Raw genomic sequence first — 19,484 nt, forward strand, 5'->3', positions numbered from 1 at the left:
AGTAAACTAAATAAAAAGGAGTGAAGAAAATGAGTGAAATTACTTTGGAGAAAATTGATATTATAAGAGAAAGAACTGGGGTTAGCTATACAGAAGCTAAAGAGGCTTTGGAAGCTTCTCAAGGCAACGTAGTTGATGCATTAATATATATTGAACAAAGCAAAAAAACAACTATGGACAATATTTATACTACGAAAGATGAATTCTTAGATTGGTTAAAAGACTTAGTTAAAAAGGGTAATGTTAATAGAGTAAAAATTAAAAAAGATGATAAAGTTATTGTTGATATACCAGTAAATGCGGGAATCGCTGCAACTTTAACAGTTTTAGTTTGGCCACCACTTATAGCTATTGGAATTTTGACAGCTGTAGTTACAAAGGTAACAATAGAAATAACTAAAGATGATGGAACTGTAGAGGTTGTAAACAAAATTATAAAAACCAGTGTGAAAGACACAATGAAAGATGTAAAAGAAAAAGTAGTTGATGCAGCATCCTCAGTGAAAGAGAAATTCACACATAAAGATGAGAATAAGGATAAGAATAAAGAGGAAAACACTTATCAATACACAGTAAAATTTGAAGATATAGAAGATGGAAGCAAAACTTATGGAACTGTAACCTATGGAACTATGACTAATGAAGATACAAATACTGAAAATGCAAAAAATACAAATGATGAAATATAGGATAGTTGTTAATTTTAAGTTTAATAATAATTTCAACAAAAAAATGTAAATTAATCATGAATAAATCTAAGAAAATTTAAATAAAAATAAATAACATACTAATGAAGAAAACATATTAAAAAGTCAGCTAACAATATTTCTATTGCTGACTTTTTATAGTGTAAAAAAAATTTAAATTTTATAAATAAAAATACTATTTAGTGATAATGTTATAATATATAATTAATATATAATTATTAATTACAAGGGTTAGCCGCTATAAAATATTTTTCAGAAAATTACATAATGCATTTAAAAAAATTTCAAAAAAAGAACTAATTTTTTAAAAGTGCTATACTATTTGCTTAAATGTGTGTTATAATTAGCCTTAAGCGAATATATAGTATATCAACAAAAGTGTAGCTGATTAAGGGAGACTATTTTACTTTGGAAAAATCCCTTAGGCTATTTATTAAGAGGGAGGGTGAGTATTATTAAATTATCACCGAGGCAAGAACAAATAATAAAGTTAGTTAAAGAAACAGAGCCTATTACAAGCGAACAGCTTGCATCTAAACTTAGTGTAACAAGGGCTGCGTTAAGACCAGATTTGGCAATTCTCACTATGACAGGTATTTTAGAAGCAAAGCCAAAGGTAGGTTATGTATATTCCCAAAGGCCCTCTCATAGCTTAATCTACGATTATATTCGAACTATTAAGGTAAAGGATATAATGTCAAAGCCAGTAGTAGTTGATGAAAATACAACTGTATATGACGCTATAGTACATTTATTTTTAAATGATGTGGGTACATTGTTTATTGAAAATAATGGATTACTTATTGGAGCCGTATCGAGAAAGGACTTTTTAAAGATAGCTATGGGTGGTACAGATATTCATAAAGTACCAGTAGGTATAATAATGACAAGAATGCCTAACATAGTTTTTGTTGAGAAAGAAGATGCTGCATACTTAGCTGCTCTAAAAATTATGGAGCATGAAGTAGATAGCCTTCCAGTTGTAGAAAAAGCATATATAGGTACAAAGGAATCTATAAAAATTGTAGGAAAAGTTTCTAAAACTAATATTACAAGGTTGTTTGTAAAAATGGGAGAAAATAGCTAATTCAAATAACGGGTAAAAATCCGTTACTATATACAAAACACTGAAAAATATTTTAAAGAGGGGATGTTACTTTATGGCTAGTAAAAAATATGTATACCTTTTTAACGAAGGGAATGCAAGCATGAAGAACTTGCTTGGAGGAAAAGGGGCTAACCTTGCAGAAATGACAAATTTAGGGATACCTGTTCCGCAAGGATTTACAGTATCCACAGAAGCATGCACTAAATATTATGAAGATGGTAAAAAATTATCTAATGATATTGTAGAGCAAATTTATGCTTCATTGTCTAATATAGAAAAGTTAACTGGAAAGAAATTTGGTAATATAGAAAATCCTTTACTTGTATCTGTAAGATCAGGAGCAAGAGCTTCTATGCCTGGCATGATGGATACAATATTAAATTTAGGATTAAATGACGAAACTGTAGAAGGCTTATTAAAGCTTACTAATAATGAAAGATTCGCATATGACTCTTACAGGAGATTTATACAAATGTTCTCAGATGTTGTTATGGGAATCGAAAAAAGAAGATTTGAAGACATATTAGATGAAGTAAAGGAATCAAAAGGAGCAAAATTTGATACAGATTTAAGTGCATCAGATTTAAAAGATGTAGTTAAAAAATATAAGGCTTTATATGAAAAAGAAATGGGAAAAGAATTTCCACAGGAACCAAAAGAACAATTACTAGAAGCTGTAACAGCTGTTTTTAGATCTTGGGATAATCCAAGAGCTATAGTTTACAGAAGGTTAAATGACATACCAAGTGATTGGGGCACAGCTGTAAATGTCCAATCGATGGTATTTGGTAATATGGGAGAAACATCAGGAACTGGAGTTGCATTTACAAGAAATCCCGCTACAGGAGAAAAACTAATATTTGGAGAGTATCTAATAAATGCTCAAGGGGAAGATGTAGTTGCTGGAATCAGAACTCCTCAACCAATAACAAAATTACATGAAGATTTACCAGATTGCTATGAACAGTTTATGGATATAGCAAATAGATTAGAAAATCATTATAAAGACATGCAAGACATGGAGTTTACAATAGAGCAAGGTAAATTGTACTTCTTACAAACTAGAAATGGTAAAAGAACAGCTCAAGCTGCATTAAAAATAGCTGTTGAAATGGTTGAAGAAGGTCTTATAACCAAAAAAGAGGCTATGTTAAAGGTAGATCCTAAACAATTGGATTCACTTTTGCACCCAAATTTTGACCAAGATGAGATGAAGAATGCTCAAGTGATAGCAAAAGGTTTACCAGCTTCACCAGGAGCTGCTTGTGGTAAGGTTTATTTCACTGCTGAAGATGCAAAGATGCATCATGAACAGGGAGAAAAAGTAGTATTGGTAAGATTAGAAACTTCACCAGAAGACATAGAAGGCATGGTAGCTGCTGAGGGTATACTTACCGCAAGAGGTGGAATGACATCACATGCAGCGGTTGTTGCTAGAGGAATGGGAACATGTTGTGTAGCCGGATGCGGAGATGTAAAAATTAATGAAGATGCAAAAATGTTTGAGGTTGCTGGAAAAGTATATCATGAAGGGGACTATATATCACTTGATGGCAGTACAGGAAATGTATATGGTCAAGCAATTAAAACTGTTGAGCCTGAAATAAGCGGATATTTTGGAATATATATGGCATGGGCTGATGAAATTAGAGCATTAAAAGTTAGAACCAACGCTGATACACCAAGAGATGCTAGTCAGGCAATTAAATTTGGTGCACAGGGAATAGGTCTCTGTAGAACTGAGCATATGTTCTTTGATGAAGATAGAATACCAGCAGTTAGAGAAATGATATTATCTAAAACAGAAGAGCAAAGAAGAAAAGCTTTAGATAAATTGTTGCCAATGCAAAGAGAAGACTTTATTGGTATATATGAGGCTATGGAAGATAGACCAGTGACTATTAGACTTTTAGACCCACCACTTCATGAATTCCTACCTCACGAAGATGAAGATATAAGGGATTTAGCTAAAGAGATGGGTATAAGCTTTGAAGATTTGAAATCAACTGTAGAGTCATTACATGAATTTAATCCAATGATGGGACATAGAGGATGTCGTTTACCAGTATCTTACCCTGAAATGGCAGAAATGCAGACTACAGCTATAATAGAGGCTGCTATAGATGTTAAGAAGAGAAATGATTATGATATTGTTCCAGAAATAATGATACCGCTTGTTGGTGAATTAAAGGAATTAAAATTTGTAAAAGATATAGTTGTAAGAATAGCTGATGAGATCATAGCTAAATCAGGCATTAATATGAAGTATCTAGTAGGCACTATGATAGAAATACCAAGAGCAGCTCTTACTGCAGATGAAATTGCAAAGGAGGCAGAATTCTTCTCTTTTGGAACAAATGACTTAACCCAAATGACATTTGGATTCTCAAGGGATGATGCTGGCAAATTCCTAAAGGATTACTATGATAAGAAAATATATGAATCTGACCCATTTGCTAAACTAGACCAAGTTGGAGTAGGTAAACTTGTTAAAATGGCTGCAGAGCTTGGAAGAAAAGCAAGACCAGATATCCATCTTGGAATATGTGGAGAGCATGGTGGAGATCCATCTTCAGTTGAATTCTGCCACAATGTAGGATTAGACTATGTATCATGTTCACCATTTAGAGTTCCAGTAGCAAGACTTGCAGCAGCACAAGCTCAAGTTAAGAGTCCAAGAAAATAGTATAAATTAAAACCCCTGAAATTTCAGGGGTTTTAATTTATTTCATCTGAATAACGGTTTCTAAGCTTTAGGTGGAAATTAAATATTATTTAGACATTTAAAACCCACCTGAAGCTTAGAAGCTTGTTTATGTTATTCTTGTATTAAACTTATTTTCTATGTGTTTACCAAAATCTATAACAAAATTTAAGTGCTCTTTATCTCTTTGTACTGTCTTTTTTAATAAATAGAAGAAAGAGTTGTGATTACATTTTTTTATATTATTGTAGTAGTCTTTTGATATTTTCCAAAACTTTTGAGGGAAGGACAAGTATGCTAGAATATATTTGTATTCATCTAAAGTGAGAGGACAAGTTTTTTCGTAAATATCTATGCAGTTTAAAGTAAGGTCCAAATCCCAGTTAGTGCTATCTCTTTTTAAAAGTCTTCTTAAAAAATAAGATATATCGTGAGTGCAATAATCAGTGCTGCATTTATCGAAATCAATTACCCAGGTATTTTTTTTATCATCAAATATTATATTTTTATTTACATAATCTAAGTGGCATAATGATTTACTTAGATTATTATTATTTATAGTTGATGATACCTGCGCAGCTATTTCTGCTAAAAATAGATTGTTTTCAAAGTTTTGTAAAAATAGTTTTGAAAACTTGTCTCCATACTTAAATGCTAAATTAGAGCAAGATAACAGTTGGTGAAAATGCTTGCTTATTGAAATATTTATACTATCAAAGCTTCTTCTTATAGTGCTTCCTTCTATAGGTGTAAATTTTCCACATGACTTATGCATGTGAGCAAGATTATTTATGGATAAGAGAATATGTTCTCTAATATCATAATTACATTTTTCACCTTCTATCCATGGAGTGAGTATAAATAACATATTATTATAGTTAACAAATCTGTCATTTGTATTTGTAGCAAGTATCTTAGGTACTTTAATATTATTTCTAAATAGCCACTCTATTGCAGAATAAACAAAAAGTAGCTCCTCTTTTGAAAAGTAAACCTTTTTCAAGCAGTAATTTTCATTATTATAGCTTATTTTGTATACTGCCCTTTGCTTGTCTGTATCCTTGAATTTTATTCTTGATATTTCTGCTTCATTAAGATTATAGTGTGGAAGTACGTATTTTTTTACGTTTTCTTCAGATAATAAATCTAAATTATATTTTTTAGCCGCATAAGGCATTATTAACACTCCTTAAAAGCTATTTCTTTATAATAATATTAAGAAAATCCTTACAATATACATTTTCATTAAAAAAAAGGAGTTTTAAATATATATATAGAATAATTTATTTAGGTGATTTATATGATTTTAAGAGAGAGAATAGAAAAAAACGAAAAACTTATATTAATTCCAGAAGCAGCATTCTCTTCTAATTCAAAGAGAAGAAAATTTGAAGAAAACAAGGATGAGCTTAGAACCTCATTCATGGTTGACAGAGATAGAATTATACATAGTAAATCTTTTAGGAGACTTAAACATAAGACACAAGTATATATAAAAACCTGGGGAGACCACTATAGAACAAGACTTACTCATACTCTTGAAGTATCTCAAATAGCTAAAACTATAGGAAAAGGAATTGGGTTAAATGAGGATTTAATTGAAGCTATTGCTTTAGGTCATGATATTGGGCATGTAGCTTTTGCTCATAATGGGGAAGAAGTCTTGGACAAACTTTTACCAGGTGGATTTAGACATAATGAAAATAGTATAAGAGTTTTAACAAGAATAGAGAGGCAGGGAAAAGGGTTAAATCTTACTGAAGAAGTATTGGATGGAATACTATATCATAGCGGTTTTTCTAATTCCGATTCAAAGGCACATACATTAGAAGGGCAAGTGGTCAGATATAGTGACAAAATAGCCTATGTGAATCATGATATAGACGATTCTATAAGGGCAGGACTCTTAAGTGAAGAAGAACTTCCATTAAATTTAATAAAAGTACTAGGAAATACTCATGGACAAAGGATAGATATACTGGTTAAGGATTGTATATATACAACTATAGACAATATAAGCAAAGGTGTAATCAAAGTTTCGCTAAGTGATGAAATGGGTAAAATTTTATCAGAGCTTAGAACTTTTATGTTTCAAAAAGTTTACATGGGTACTGTTCTTAAGACAGAGAGGGATAAGGCAAAATTTGTGTTAGAGCAAGTTTTTAATTATTTTCTAAAGAATCCAGATAAAATGCCTGAATTTTACATAGATATTGTTGAAAAAGAAGGATTATATAGAGGTGTCGCAGATTATATATCTGGTATGAGTGATGATTACTGTTTACTTTTATTTAATAACATATATGTTCCTAAAATTGTTGTGTATTAGGAATAATTTCTAGTATTAAATGGGTAAAATAACAAAAGTCAAAAGAAGTTAATTATTTAAAATTATCCATTTGATTAGTCTAATAATGAAATAGTATAATAAGTTGTCTAGTATAAAATTAAATAGATATAGATGCTATCGCAAAATTTGTTTATTAATAATATTGTTTTTGAAGGATATTTACTATATATAAAGAATATATATAGTAGATTAGAAGAAAAAAAATTAATATTATTAGGAGGAATGTCGTGATTTGTGTCGAATATAATTAATCCGGGTATAATTAAGCAGGCATCCAAAATCTTAAGCAGGCATCCAAAATCTATGATTTTGAGATGATCGCTTACACAGAGTGCTGATTTTGAGATGATCGGTCAAGTAGCGAACCCAAATCTCTGATTTGGAGTGAGTCACTTACTCAGTGAGTACTCATTCGACGAAAGGAGAAGGAGTTTCATTTAAATTATTAAGATAGGTGGGAGTATTTATTGATATCGGAAGATGTCATTCAAAGAGTTAAAGAGGAAAATGATATAGTAGATGTTATATCAGAAACTGTAAAGTTAAAAAGGGCAGGAAGAAATTATTCAGGACTATGCCCATTCCATCACGAAAAAACACCATCCTTTAGTGTTTCAGTAGATAAACAGATCTACAAATGTTTTGGATGTGGTGAAGCTGGGAATGTTATAACATTTGTTATGAAAACTAAGAATTTAAATTTTCCAGAAGCAGTTAAATTGCTGGCTGATAGAGTAAATATAGATTTAGAGTTAGATCATGATAATGATAACAAGAACAATAACTTTGAAAAGTTATATACATTAAATGTAGAATCTGCTAGATATTTTTTTAATTGTCTACAGAAAGACGACACTGCAAAAAAATATTTAATCAACAGGGGAATAACTGAGGCTACAATAAGAAAATTTGGGTTAGGATATTCAATTGATAGATGGGATGGATTAATAAGACATTTGAAAGCTAAGAGATATACTGAATTAGATATGCTAACTGCAGGGCTTGTAATCAAAAGTCAAAAAGGTTCCTATTATGATAGGTTTAGAAATAGAATTATATTTCCTGTCTTTAATTATAAAGGTAAGGTTATTGGCTTTGGTGGAAGAGTTTTAGACGATTCTAAACCTAAATACCTAAACTCACCTGAAACATCATTATTTAAAAAGGGTATAAATCTTTACGGACTAAATTTTGCAATTAAAAACAATAATTCAAGGATGTTTATAATAGTAGAGGGGTACATGGATTGTATATCTCTTCATCAGCATGGTATAACTAATGCTGTAGCTTCTCTTGGTACAGCTTTAACTATGAACCAAGCTAAGCTTATGAAAAGATATGCAGATAAAGTTATAATTTCCTATGATGCAGATAGTGCAGGTCAGATGGCCACTTTGAGGGGATTAGAAATATTAAAAAAAGCGGGATTAGATGTGAGAGTTTTAATTGTTCCACAGGGTAAAGATCCAGATGAATTTATAAGAAATAATGGAAAGGAAGCATTCTTAAAACTTATACAGGAGGCTCTCCCGCTTATTGACTATAGAATAAATGTACTTAAAAATGAACTGAATTTAAGTGATTCTGATGATATTGTAAAATATGCAGAAAAAACATTAGAAATGCTAGAAGAGTTGGATCCTTTAGAAAAAGAGGTCTATATAAAAAGATTATCCGAAGAAACTAAAATTAGAGATCAGGCTTTATATGACATAATGAACAATAAAATTCAAAAAAATGTAAAAAATTCTGAAAATATGAATACAGATAACATTTTTGGACAAAAATTATATTTAGAGCCGGCATATCTAAAGGCTGAGAGAGGTCTATTAAAGCTCATGGTAAATGACAACAATGCTTTAGAATATGCATTAAGCACTATAAAAAAAGATGAATTAATAATGGATAGTCACAGAAAAATATTTGACTATATTGTTGAAAACATGCAATTTGATGAAAATGAAAGAGAAAAACGCATAGAGTCAAGATGTGATGATATAGATACTTCAAAAGAATGGGTAAATATTTTAGAAACTAATTTAGTATATGACGAATATGATTATGAAAATATGATAAAAGATTTTATAAAGGGAATCCAAAAATATAAATTTGAAGAAGCAAAAAAAGAGCTAATTAATAAAATAAAGCGTTATGAATCAGAGGGAAAGCTTGAGGAATCGCTAAAGTTGGCACACGAACTAATTGAAATACAAAAAAAGATTGGTGGGATACAGTAATGGCTGAAGGAGGCAAAATCATGAAAGATAAAAGTGCAAAGATGCAGATAGTTAAAAAGCTAATAGAAAAAGGTAAAAAAACTGGCACTTTAACTTATAAAGAAATAATGGATGAATTAGACGAAATTGATTTAAGTCCTGAACAAATAGAAAAGATATATGAAGTACTTGAATCAATGGGAATTGAAGTTATAGGAGATATGCAGGGTGCAGAAGTAGATGAAAAAGATCTAGATTTATCAATTCCTGAAGGTATTGCAATTGATGACCCTGTTAGAATGTACTTAAAGGAAATAGGTAAAGTACCTCTACTTTCTTCAGAGGAAGAAATTGAGCTAGCAAATAGAATAGAAGCTGGAGATCAAGCTGCTAAAAAGAAACTAGCTGAAGCAAATCTAAGACTTGTTGTAAGCATAGCTAAAAGATATGTAGGCAGGGGGATGCTCTTCCTTGATCTTATTCAAGAAGGAAATCTAGGCCTTATAAAAGCTGTTGAGAAGTTTGATTATAGAAAAGGGTTCAAGTTCAGTACTTATGCTACATGGTGGATTAGACAGGCAATCACTAGAGCAATAGCAGATCAGGCAAGAACTATAAGAATACCTGTTCATATGGTTGAAACTATTAATAAATTAATAAGAGTATCAAGACAGCTTTTACAAGAACTTGGAAGAGAGCCACAACCTGAAGAAGTAGCAAAAATTATGGAAATGCCAGTTGATAAGGTAAGAGAAATAATGAAAATAGCTCAAGAGCCTGTATCCTTAGAGACACCAATAGGAGAAGAAGAAGATAGTCATTTAGGAGACTTTATCCCAGATGATGAAGCACCAGCACCAGCAGAAGCAGCAGCCTTCACTATGCTCAAAGAGCAACTTATAAACGTTTTAGATACATTAACACCAAGAGAAGAAAAAGTACTAAGATTAAGATTCGGATTAGATGATGGAAGAGCTAGAACTCTTGAAGAAGTAGGTAAAGAGTTTAATGTTACAAGAGAAAGAATAAGACAGATAGAAGCTAAAGCTTTAAGGAAGCTTAGACATCCAAGCAGAAGCAAAAAATTAAAGGATTATTTAGACTAAAGGCACCAGATTATGGTGCTTTTTTTATATACACTATTATACTAATTAGTTATTTTTGAAGATGCCTTAATATTAAATGGTAGTTATGTTATAATGTATAAAGGAAGGTGATGATGTGAAAACTTATAAATCAGTTAAAGGTTCAGGTGTATATTCTATACTAGGAATAACTGCAGCATATGATATTCTTTTAACTATAATCTTATATATGGTAGGCTATTATGAAATTTCAACACTGATTAAAATAACTATGATTGTTTTTAATATATACCAACTTTATTATATGATCATCAGCTGTTCTTTAACATATTCTATAGATAATCAAAACATATATGTTAACAGTGCTTTAGGATTAAAAAACATAGTTATACCTTTTAGTGAAATACAAGGATATCAAAAAGCTAATGGATATATAAAAGGTGTAAGACTATCTGGATATGGCAATAGCAAGTTTGCTATAGGAAGATCCATAATAGATAAGATAGGAAGCACTTATATGTTTGTAACCTCTACAAAAAACATACTTTACTTAAGAACAGAGGATATAAACTATGGTTTGTCTCCTGAAAACTTCGATAAATTCGAAGAACAATTAAATGAAAAATGCATTAATCAATTAATTTGGAATTATAAAATAAATAAGAATGTTAATCTTTATAAGGATAAAAAATTTTTTGTTCCTTTTGTTATAGTAGCTATAATTGTAACTATAATAACAGTAACACCTATAATATTGTATCTTTATAATAAGCTCCCAAGCATGATGCCTTTAAATTTTAACCCTCAATTTGTAGCTATTAAGTTTGGAACGGCAAAGCAGTTTGCGTTTAAACATATGTTTTATGGAATACTTAATATGGCTATTTTATTCTGTATGTATTATGCTGCCTACTTTTGTGCAAAATACGATAGAAAATCTGCATATAAGTTCATTTATATACCATTAATTTTGTCTATGATGTTTTTTATCATGCAGGTAAGAATACTATTAACTTTTAGATAATTGGAATGGAGTAGAATTCAATGGAAATTAGTTTAAGACTTAAGACTATTGCCGGAATGGTTGATGAATGTGAAGCTGTAGCTGATATAGGAACTGACCATGGATATATACCTATATATTTAGTAAAGAATAAGGTATGCAAAAGAGCTATAGCATCAGATATAAATAAAGGCCCTGTAGAAAAAGCAAAGTTTAATATTAAACTTGAAAATATGCAGGATAGAATAGAGTGCAGGTTAGGGGGAGGGCTTACTACAATTCAACCAGGAGAGGTACAGGGAATAGTTATTGCTGGAATGGGTGGAAACTTAATAAGAGATATTATGGAAGAAGGCGTAGATAAGTTTAAAAAATCAGAATTTGCAGTGCTGCAACCTGTTCAAAATCCTGAAGTGCTAAGGGAATATATTTATAAAAAAGGGTATAAAATAATTGATGAAGAGTTATGTATAGATGATAATAGACTTTATGAAATCATTAAAGTAACTTATGATAATAAAATTGAAAATATAGATAGCATTTACTATGAAGTAGGGAAGATATTAATAGAAAAAAAACATCCACTTGCAAAGCAATATATTAAGATAAAAATTGATCGCTATATAAAAATACTAAATAATATAGCAGAAGAGTCGGAGTCATCTAATAGAAGAAAGGTCGAAGTAAAAAATAAAATAACAAAACTTGAGGAGCTGTTAAAATGTCTTTAAAAGTTAAAGATATTGATAAAATAATGGAAGAACATGCCCCATCAAAATTTAAAGAAAGCTATGACAATGTAGGACTTATGATTGGTGAAAGAAGTGCTGAGATAACATCAATACTTGTAGCTTTAGATTGTACATTGGATGTAATTGAGGAAGCGAAAGAAAAAAAGTGCAACCTTATATTGACTCATCATCCACTATTATTTAGAAAGCCTTTAAACATAACAAATGACACATTATTAGGAAAGAAAATAATTGAAATTATAAGAAATGGCCTTAATGTCTATTCAAGTCATACTAATTTAGACTCAATTAAAGGTGGCATAAATGATATTGTTATGCAATTGCTAGGTCTTAAAAAATATGATACCATAAGTCTCTCAGATAAAAGAAAAGATGATGATCATAGTACTGGAATAGGAAGAATTGCTGTTTTAGATGAGCCTATAACAGTATTAGAACTATGTGATAAAATCAAGAAAGATTTAAATATTTCTATGCTTAGATATAGTGGAAAAGATGAAATGAAAATCAAGAAAGTTGCTGTTATAAATGGCAGTGGTCAGGAATATTTTAACGCTGCTAAAAGATTAGGTGCAGATTGTATAATCACAGGAGATACAACTTATCATTATGTTAGTGATTTAAATGAGGAAGGTATTGCTGTTATTGACGCTGGACATTTTGGAACTGAATGGCCTGCTATGCAGGTGTTTGCTAAATGGTTAAAAGATAAATTGGAATTTATGGGATTCAGTAATTTTGTATACATATCTGAATTTAATAGAAGTCCGTATAAATATAAATAGAAATGGGTTTCATATACCTATTTCTATTTTTTTTATAAATAGAATGCCAGTATTAATACTAAAGATTGTGGGGAGGAATACAGAATGAATTCATTAGATTTACTTTTAGAAATCCAAGAGAATCAGAAGATTGCAAAAGAAAATATCAAAGTATTAAAAGACGGCTCATATATCAACGTACTGAAAAAGCTTAAAGAAGAATTCGAAGATGAAAAGATAAATTTTAGAAAAAAGGAAAAAGAATTAACTAATTTAGACAATAAGATTAGTGAATTAAATATAGAACTTTCTAGTGTTAAGGAAGAGCAAAATAAAGAAGATTATAAATTATACAATGACAATGTAAGTAATTATCACGTGTTAGAAGCATTACAAAATTCTATGGAATATAGGGAAAATATAATAAAAGATTTAGAAGATAAGAAAGCAGTTTTACTGAAGAGCCAAGAAAAGCTTCTAAAGGATAAGGAAAACTCAAGAATAAAACTTGTCAAACTAAAAAATAGCTTCTATAGTTGTAAAGAAGATACAGATAAAAAGATTAATAAAGCTAAAGAAGATATGAAAAAAGTAGAAATAAACATTCAAAATCTAGAAAAGTTAATCCCTCCTAAGCTATTGCTTGATTTTAATGACATAAAGCAAAGGATGGGAACAGGAGCAGCTAAAGTACAAAACAATGTGTGCTCTGGCTGCAAAATGTATTTATCTTCCGTTGTTCTGGATGAGATAAAGAAAAGTAAAAAGATAGTTTATTGCGAGCATTGCGGAAGAATACTATATTACAACGATAAGTTATAATTTACAGATAAACAGAATTCTTGGCTTCAGGTGGAGTTTGTCTACGACCACTGGGCAATTCTGCCCGTTAAATGCCATTTAGGCATTTAACCTCCATCTGAAGCTTAGAAGTCGTTATCCAGGGACATAGCCGCTCTTTACTCCCACTTGAAGAAAAGCAGAGAGCCCAAATCTCTGATTTGGTGCGAATCGCTTTCACAGAGTGCGATGGGAGTATTAGAGCGGGTAGTCATCGGATAAATAGTAACTTGTTATTATCTAGTACTTAAAACCTTGAAAGGCTTTGATATCAACCTATTTCCTCAGACATATTTTTTATATATTTATTCTTCAATAATGTAAATATTATTAACGTTATAGTAGCCCCCATTGTAACATCTGATGCAAAATGAGCCCCTAAAACTGACTGTACAAAATGTTGCAATAACCGCAGCAGGGAATTCACCAATTGCTTGAAATAATAAACCAAATCCATTTGTTGGATTATAAACTGCATTGGAGATCTGCAAATCTGTAAATGAGAATATCACCAATTGTTCCATAATAGATATACTAGGAAGTTGTTACAAATTGTATTTTATAAAAGAATGATATATAATAGAGCCAAAATATTATTACAATCATAGTGAGTTACAAGAAAATAATTTGGAGGCATGGGCATGAGAAAAAGAGATTTTTCTGATTTAGAAGATCAAATTAAAGATACATTGAAAAATGCATTTAACGCTATAGATTTTGCTAGAATAAAAGAGGATATTAATGATAAAACTGAGGGCACTTTAAATGAAGTAAAAACAAATTTAAAGAATAAGTCACAATATTTTAATGAAAAAATAAAAAACAACAGGTATTATAAATATAGAAATACTACAGATGTAATCTCAAAGGACAAAAATAAAGTGCAAATGTATATTTCTAAAAGACCAGCGGGAAGCATATCGGGAATACTTTATATGATATTTGGATTTATAGGCTGCGCAGCATTTGCTTCTATGTTAACTATATACTCAATATTTACTTCTTTTCTTATAGCTTTTTCTGAGGCAAATTTTATTACTTTGGGAATTCTGTTTTCTTGTTTTGTATTCAGCATGCTCTTAGCTTTAAGAGGTGTACATTTAAGAAAAAGAGTAAAGCGTTTTAAACAGTATGTAAAAACCCTAGATAGTCAAAGTTATTGTTCTATAGAAGAATTAGCTGCATCTCTTAGAATGAAGCATAAATTTGTTGTAAAAGATTTAAGAAAAATGATTGACTTAAGTATGTTTCCTCAAGCACATATTGACGATAACCAGACCTACTTCATGTTAAATGATGAAGTTTATGAGGACTATTTGAATTCGCAAGAGGCTCTTAAGCATCGTAATGAAGAAGAATTAAAAAGACAAGAGGAATTAAACGAGGAATTAAATGATCCAGAAAAGAAAGAATTAAGATATACACTTGAGCTTGGAAAGAACTATATTGAACAGATAAAAAGTGTAAATGATGCTATACAAAAAGAAGAAATTTCAACAAAATTGCATAGACTTGAAAATATTGCTAGTCAAATATTTAATTATATAGGAAATAATCCTAAAAAGCTGCCTGAAGTTAACAGACTTACTAATCATTATCTTCCTATAACTTTAAAGTTAGTCAATGCATATAAAGAGCTAAATGATCAGCCAGTTCAAGGTGATAATATAAAAAATGCAAAAAATGAAATTGAAAAAACCATAGATACTATAAATATTGCTTTCGAAAAGCTGCTAGATGACTTATTTGGAGAAGTGGCTTTAGATATTTCTACAGATATTTCTGTGCTTGAAACACTGTTTACACAAGAAGGACTGACTGAAAATGATTTTAAAAAATAATATTAAACAAAAAGGGGAAATTGAGAGTGAATAACGAATTTAAAGAAAATATTGATGTGGTCCCAAGCTTAAGCTTTGAGCCTTTTCAAGAGGAGGCTCCTATTGTTAAGGCAAAAGAGGAAAATACACAGGGGGAAGTTCTTGATGATAGTTATTTAACAGAAGAAGAAAAAAAGATGGTGGATGAATTTGTTAATAAAATTGACGTAACTAATTCAAATTCAATTCTCCAGTATGGAGTAGGTGCTCAAAAGAAAATTGCAGACTTTTCTGAAACTGCTTTAAATAATGTAAAGACTAAGGAATTAGGTGAAATAGGTGAAATGCTCTCTAATGTAGTAGGTGAGCTAAAAAACTTTGATGCTGCAGAGGAGAAAAAAGGATTTTTAGGCTTTTTTAAGAAAACTACGGAAAAATTTTCTCATATGAAAGCAAAGTATGATAAAGTTGAAGGAAACATAAACAAAATTTGTACTACTCTCGAAAAACATCAGATACAACTTTTAAAAGATATTGCTATGCTTGATAAAATGTATGAAATAAATAAGGTATATTTTAAAGAGCTTTCTATGTATATCTTAGCTGGAAGAAAGAAGCTTGCAAAATTGGAGAAAGAAGAGCTTCCTATCCTAGTTGAAAGAGCAAAAGCTAGTGGACTTCCTGAGGATGCACAGGCAACAAATGATTTTGTAGCCCTTTGTAACCGCTTCGAGAAAAAAGTTCATGATTTGGAGCTAACTAGAATGATTTCTCTTCAAATGGCTCCTCAAATTCGCTTAGTTCAAAATAATGATTCTTTAATGTCTGAGAAAATACAGTCTACTATTGTAAATACTATTCCGCTTTGGAAAAGTCAAATTGTACTGGCTCTTGGAGTTGCTCATTCAAGCAATGCAGCTAAGGTTCAAAGCGAGGTAACAAATATGACAAATGAGCTTTTACGTAAGAATGCAGAAACTCTTAAAATGTCAACTATAGAAACAGCTAAAGAATCTGAACGTGGAATTGTTGATATTGATACTCTTCGCCAAACAAATGAATCATTAATTTCCACTCTTGATGAAGTGCTTCGTATACAAACAGAAGGACGTCAAAAACGTAAAGAAGCTGAGGCAGAACTTCAAAACATTGAAGAACAATTAAAAAATAGGCTTTTAAGGCTTAGATAATAATAAAAGGTAAGAGCACTAAGTGTAATTTCACTTAGTGCTCTTACCTTTTCAATAATACGAAGCATTCTTCAGAGGACAGTGAAGGAGTTTTTTTCTTATAGCTTCCTTGTTTAAAAAAGTTAATAACCTATGATAACAAACAAAATAAAACAGAAATATATGGAAAAATAAAACATTTTTTAAAATAGCCTTAATATATAATTGAAATAATGAAGGTACCTTTCATAAGAAATATAAAAAAGTTCAATTATAAGGGGGTTAACATGAAAAATGAGCTTAAGAGAGGTCTAAAAAGTCGTCACCTGAATATGATTGCCATCGGAGGAACAATTGGAACGGGTCTATTCTTAGCTTCTGGGTATAACATAGAAAAAGCAGGTGTAGGAGGAGGTCCTCTTGCATATTTAATTATTGGAATTCTAGTATATTTCCTCATGATGGGAGTTGGAGAAATGTCAACATTCCTTCCGACATCTGGTGCTTATCAAACATTTGCCGGCTTGTTTGTTCATCCTGTTTTTGGATTTGCTGTAGGATGGAATGTTTGGGTCAATGCTTCAATTTCAATTGGAGCTGAATTGGTTGGCGGTGCAATGATTATGCAACAATTTTTTCCTGGAATTAATCCTGTAGTCTGGTGCATTGTTATCGGTGTTGGAATACTACTATTAAACTTGATTACTGTTAAGGCCTATGGGGAAGCAGAATTTTGGTTTGCTGGGATCAAAGTAGTGACAATTATAGCATTTATGATTACTGGTATACTTATGATTATTGGTGTTATCGGTAGTAAAGGTCCAATCGGATTTTCCAACTGGACGAGTGCCTCCTTTATGCCAAATGGTATATGGGCTGTTGCATTAGTATCTATTGGTGTAATTTGGTCCTATCTAGGAGTTGAAACTGTAACTATTGCAGCTGGCGAAACTGAAAACCCTCAAGTAAATGTTCCTAAAGCTATAAAAACTGTTTTTTTCCGAATTGTATTATTTTACGTTGGATCCGTTACTATAATCGGTCTTGTTGTGCCTTATAAAAATGTGGATGTGTTACACAATGGATATGCTGGTGTTTTCGCAATGGCTGGGATCGGATTTGGTGCTACACTAATGAATGTTGTAATATTGACTTCTCTTGCTTCCTGTGCAAATTCAGTTGTTTATATTGCTAGCAGAATGCTAATGGCTCTTGCTCAAGAAGGAAAAGCCCCAAAAGTATTTGGTAAAATAAATAGTCGTGGTATACCAGTTCCCGCTATTTTGTTGACTATGTCCATTGGCTTTATTTCAATATTAACAAATTTTATTTCACCAGATAAAGTATTTGTTTGGCTAATTTCAATTGCAGGATTTAATACCTTACTTACATGGTTTGGAATCTTACTTTCTCATGTAAAATTCAGAAAATGGCTTGTAAAAAATGGCGGAAAAGTTGAAAATCTTAAGTTCAAAGCTTCCTTCTATCCAACTGCACCTATAATTGCTCTTATATTTTTAATTGCGATTGCAATAGCTATGGCTACAAGCCCTGATACTAGATTTTCATTTCTAATTGGCATACCTATGATGGCATTGTATTTTGGAATAGGTTATTGGCAATACAAAAAGGGCAATATGATTCCTCCAAGCTATTCAGAGTATCTGGAAGCAAATATAAAAGCTGAAGAGTCAGAAAACTCATAAATTTATTAATGCTGGAGGAAACAAAAATGGAGTGTAAAAAGAAAGATAATTATAAAGAAAATTTAATTTCTGACGTAACAGCTTTAATGCAAAAACTAATTTCTATACCAAGTTCATATTTCAATGAATCAGAGATTATGGACTTCGTATTTAACTGGTTTCGTGATAGAGAAATTAAAGCATATTTTCACGAGTACCATGAATCGAAGATTACAAATTATAAAGGTAAAAATGTAGTTTGTGAGTTACTTGGTAGTAAACCAGGGCCTACAATTCATATCAATGGTCACCTCGATACAGTAAAGCCCTGCAATGGTTGGTCCAAAGATCCTTATGCTGGAACTGTAGAGGATGACAAAATATTCGGCCTTGGAGCTCTTGACATGAAATCGGGATGCTGTGCGATAATGATTGCAATTGAAAGATTTTATCGACTTAATAAAAATTTTCGCGGTAAAATTATTTCTACTTTTGTTTCGGATGAAGAAGGACCTTATGGATTAGGAACCAACGCATTAATAGAAGATGGTCTGCTAGAAGGGATAGATTTTTCTATTGTTACTGAACCAAGTGCATCATTTGCTTTAAAGCCCTTCCCTAATATTTGCTTAGGCGCAAGAGGTGGATACGCTTTGGAGGTAGAATTCTTTGGCAAAGCTGCTCATGCTGCACTACCCCATAACGGTATCAGTGCTGCTGTTGACGCTGGTAAATTCATTTGCCAGCTTGAAAATATAAGCTATTTAAAGGATGATTTGCTGGGCCAAGGTGTAGCCTGTGTTGTTGCTCTTGAAAGTGATGGTGGCGCCTGTAGTGTTCCCCACTATTCAAAAGTAAAACTTTTCTGGCATATTGTTACAGGGGAAGATGAAACCTCAATAGAAAAGTATATTATCGAAGCCATTGAAAAAGCAAAAATTAAATGTGATTACAAAATTTCTTTTAGGAACTCTCCTACAGAGGGAAGTCGAGGTTTCATGCCCTATAAAGTTGATAAAAAGAACTCCTATGTTGTTGAATTCTTTAAATGCATAGAAAATATATGTGGAGTAGAGCCAAGTGTATCCTATTTCCAAAGTATCGGAGATTTCAATTATTTAGGCTCGAGAACAAATGCTCCTGTGGTAATATTTGGTGCCGAAGGAGAAAATTTTCACAGTTCAGATGAATATGCAACCTTAACTTCAATTTCAAAGACTGCAGATATTATTTATGACTTTCTTGTTCGTATGCTCTCAAAATAATCCCCCATATTATTGT

15 protein-coding genes are annotated in these 19,484 nt (G+C 31.3%); 14 read left to right on the top strand and 1 reads right to left on the bottom strand.

Translation table 11 applies throughout. The features are described from left to right. Positions 1-29 precede the first annotated feature (29 nt). The 3 genes from I6U51_RS03290 to ppdK all read left to right on the top strand — a co-directional run bounded on the left by I6U51_RS03290 (position 30) and on the right by ppdK (position 4,501). Complete coding sequence (locus I6U51_RS03290; RefSeq protein ID WP_211141168.1) at positions 30-689, top strand: DUF4342 domain-containing protein; 660 nt, start codon at positions 30-32, stop codon at positions 687-689. A gap of 463 nt (positions 690-1,152) precedes the next feature. Further along, complete coding sequence (gene ccpN, locus I6U51_RS03295) at positions 1,153-1,794, top strand: transcriptional regulator CcpN (RefSeq protein ID WP_211141169.1); 642 nt, start codon at positions 1,153-1,155, stop codon at positions 1,792-1,794. A gap of 73 nt (positions 1,795-1,867) precedes the next feature. Then, on the top strand, positions 1,868-4,501 hold the full coding sequence (gene ppdK / locus I6U51_RS03300) for a pyruvate, phosphate dikinase (protein ID WP_211141170.1): 2,634 nt from the start codon (positions 1,868-1,870) through the stop codon (positions 4,499-4,501). A 127-nt stretch (positions 4,502-4,628) separates the two neighbouring features. On the opposite strand, the gene I6U51_RS03305 is transcribed toward ppdK, so the two are convergent. Then, on the bottom strand, positions 4,629-5,696 hold the full coding sequence (locus I6U51_RS03305; protein ID WP_211141171.1) for a CotS family spore coat protein: 1,068 nt from the start codon (positions 5,694-5,696) through the stop codon (positions 4,629-4,631). A 123-nt stretch (positions 5,697-5,819) separates the two neighbouring features. On the opposite strand from I6U51_RS03305, the gene I6U51_RS03310 reads away from it, so the two are divergent. The 11 genes from I6U51_RS03310 (at position 5,820) to I6U51_RS03360 (ending at position 19,468) form a co-directional block, all read left to right on the top strand. Next, positions 5,820-6,848 carry a deoxyguanosinetriphosphate triphosphohydrolase gene (locus I6U51_RS03310; protein ID WP_211141172.1) on the top strand — a complete coding sequence of 343 codons (1,029 nt, stop codon included), beginning with the start codon at positions 5,820-5,822 and terminating at the stop codon, positions 6,846-6,848. Positions 6,849-7,336: 488 nt separating this feature from the next. Further along, positions 7,337-9,106, top strand: a complete 1,770-nt coding sequence (gene dnaG, locus I6U51_RS03315) for a DNA primase (RefSeq protein ID WP_211141173.1) — start codon at positions 7,337-7,339, stop codon at positions 9,104-9,106. Next, positions 9,106-10,191, top strand: a complete 1,086-nt coding sequence (gene rpoD / locus I6U51_RS03320; RefSeq protein WP_211141174.1) for an RNA polymerase sigma factor RpoD — start codon at positions 9,106-9,108, stop codon at positions 10,189-10,191. The genes dnaG and rpoD overlap by 1 nt, the downstream gene beginning before the upstream one ends. Positions 10,192-10,306: 115 nt before the next feature. Further along, complete coding sequence (locus I6U51_RS03325) at positions 10,307-11,194, top strand: PH domain-containing protein (protein ID WP_211141175.1); 888 nt, start codon at positions 10,307-10,309, stop codon at positions 11,192-11,194. A gap of 20 nt (positions 11,195-11,214) precedes the next feature. Then, complete coding sequence (locus I6U51_RS03330; protein WP_211141176.1) at positions 11,215-11,904, top strand: tRNA (adenine(22)-N(1))-methyltransferase; 690 nt, start codon at positions 11,215-11,217, stop codon at positions 11,902-11,904. Continuing rightward, positions 11,895-12,710, top strand: a complete 816-nt coding sequence (locus I6U51_RS03335) for a Nif3-like dinuclear metal center hexameric protein (protein ID WP_211141177.1) — start codon at positions 11,895-11,897, stop codon at positions 12,708-12,710. Before I6U51_RS03330 ends, I6U51_RS03335 begins: the two co-directional genes overlap by 10 nt. Positions 12,711-12,794: 84 nt before the next feature. Beyond that, positions 12,795-13,511 carry a zinc ribbon domain-containing protein gene (locus tag I6U51_RS03340; protein WP_211141178.1) on the top strand — a complete coding sequence of 239 codons (717 nt, stop codon included), beginning with the start codon at positions 12,795-12,797 and terminating at the stop codon, positions 13,509-13,511. A gap of 659 nt (positions 13,512-14,170) precedes the next feature. After that, positions 14,171-15,370, top strand: a complete 1,200-nt coding sequence (locus I6U51_RS03345; protein WP_211141179.1) for a 5-bromo-4-chloroindolyl phosphate hydrolysis family protein — start codon at positions 14,171-14,173, stop codon at positions 15,368-15,370. A 26-nt stretch (positions 15,371-15,396) separates the two neighbouring features. Next, positions 15,397-16,539, top strand: coding sequence for a toxic anion resistance protein (locus I6U51_RS03350; RefSeq protein WP_211141180.1), 1,143 nt, complete (start codon positions 15,397-15,399; stop codon positions 16,537-16,539). Positions 16,540-16,805: 266 nt separating this feature from the next. Further along, positions 16,806-18,224 carry an amino acid permease gene (locus I6U51_RS03355; protein ID WP_211141181.1) on the top strand — a complete coding sequence of 473 codons (1,419 nt, stop codon included), beginning with the start codon at positions 16,806-16,808 and terminating at the stop codon, positions 18,222-18,224. Positions 18,225-18,250: 26 nt separating this feature from the next. Continuing rightward, positions 18,251-19,468, top strand: coding sequence for a M20 family metallopeptidase (locus I6U51_RS03360; protein ID WP_211141182.1), 1,218 nt, complete (start codon positions 18,251-18,253; stop codon positions 19,466-19,468). Positions 19,469-19,484 lie beyond the last annotated feature (16 nt).

The sequence above is a fragment of the Clostridium aciditolerans genome (assembly GCF_016316925.1).
GTDB lineage: Bacteria > Bacillota > Clostridia > Clostridiales > Clostridiaceae > Clostridium_AM > Clostridium_AM aciditolerans.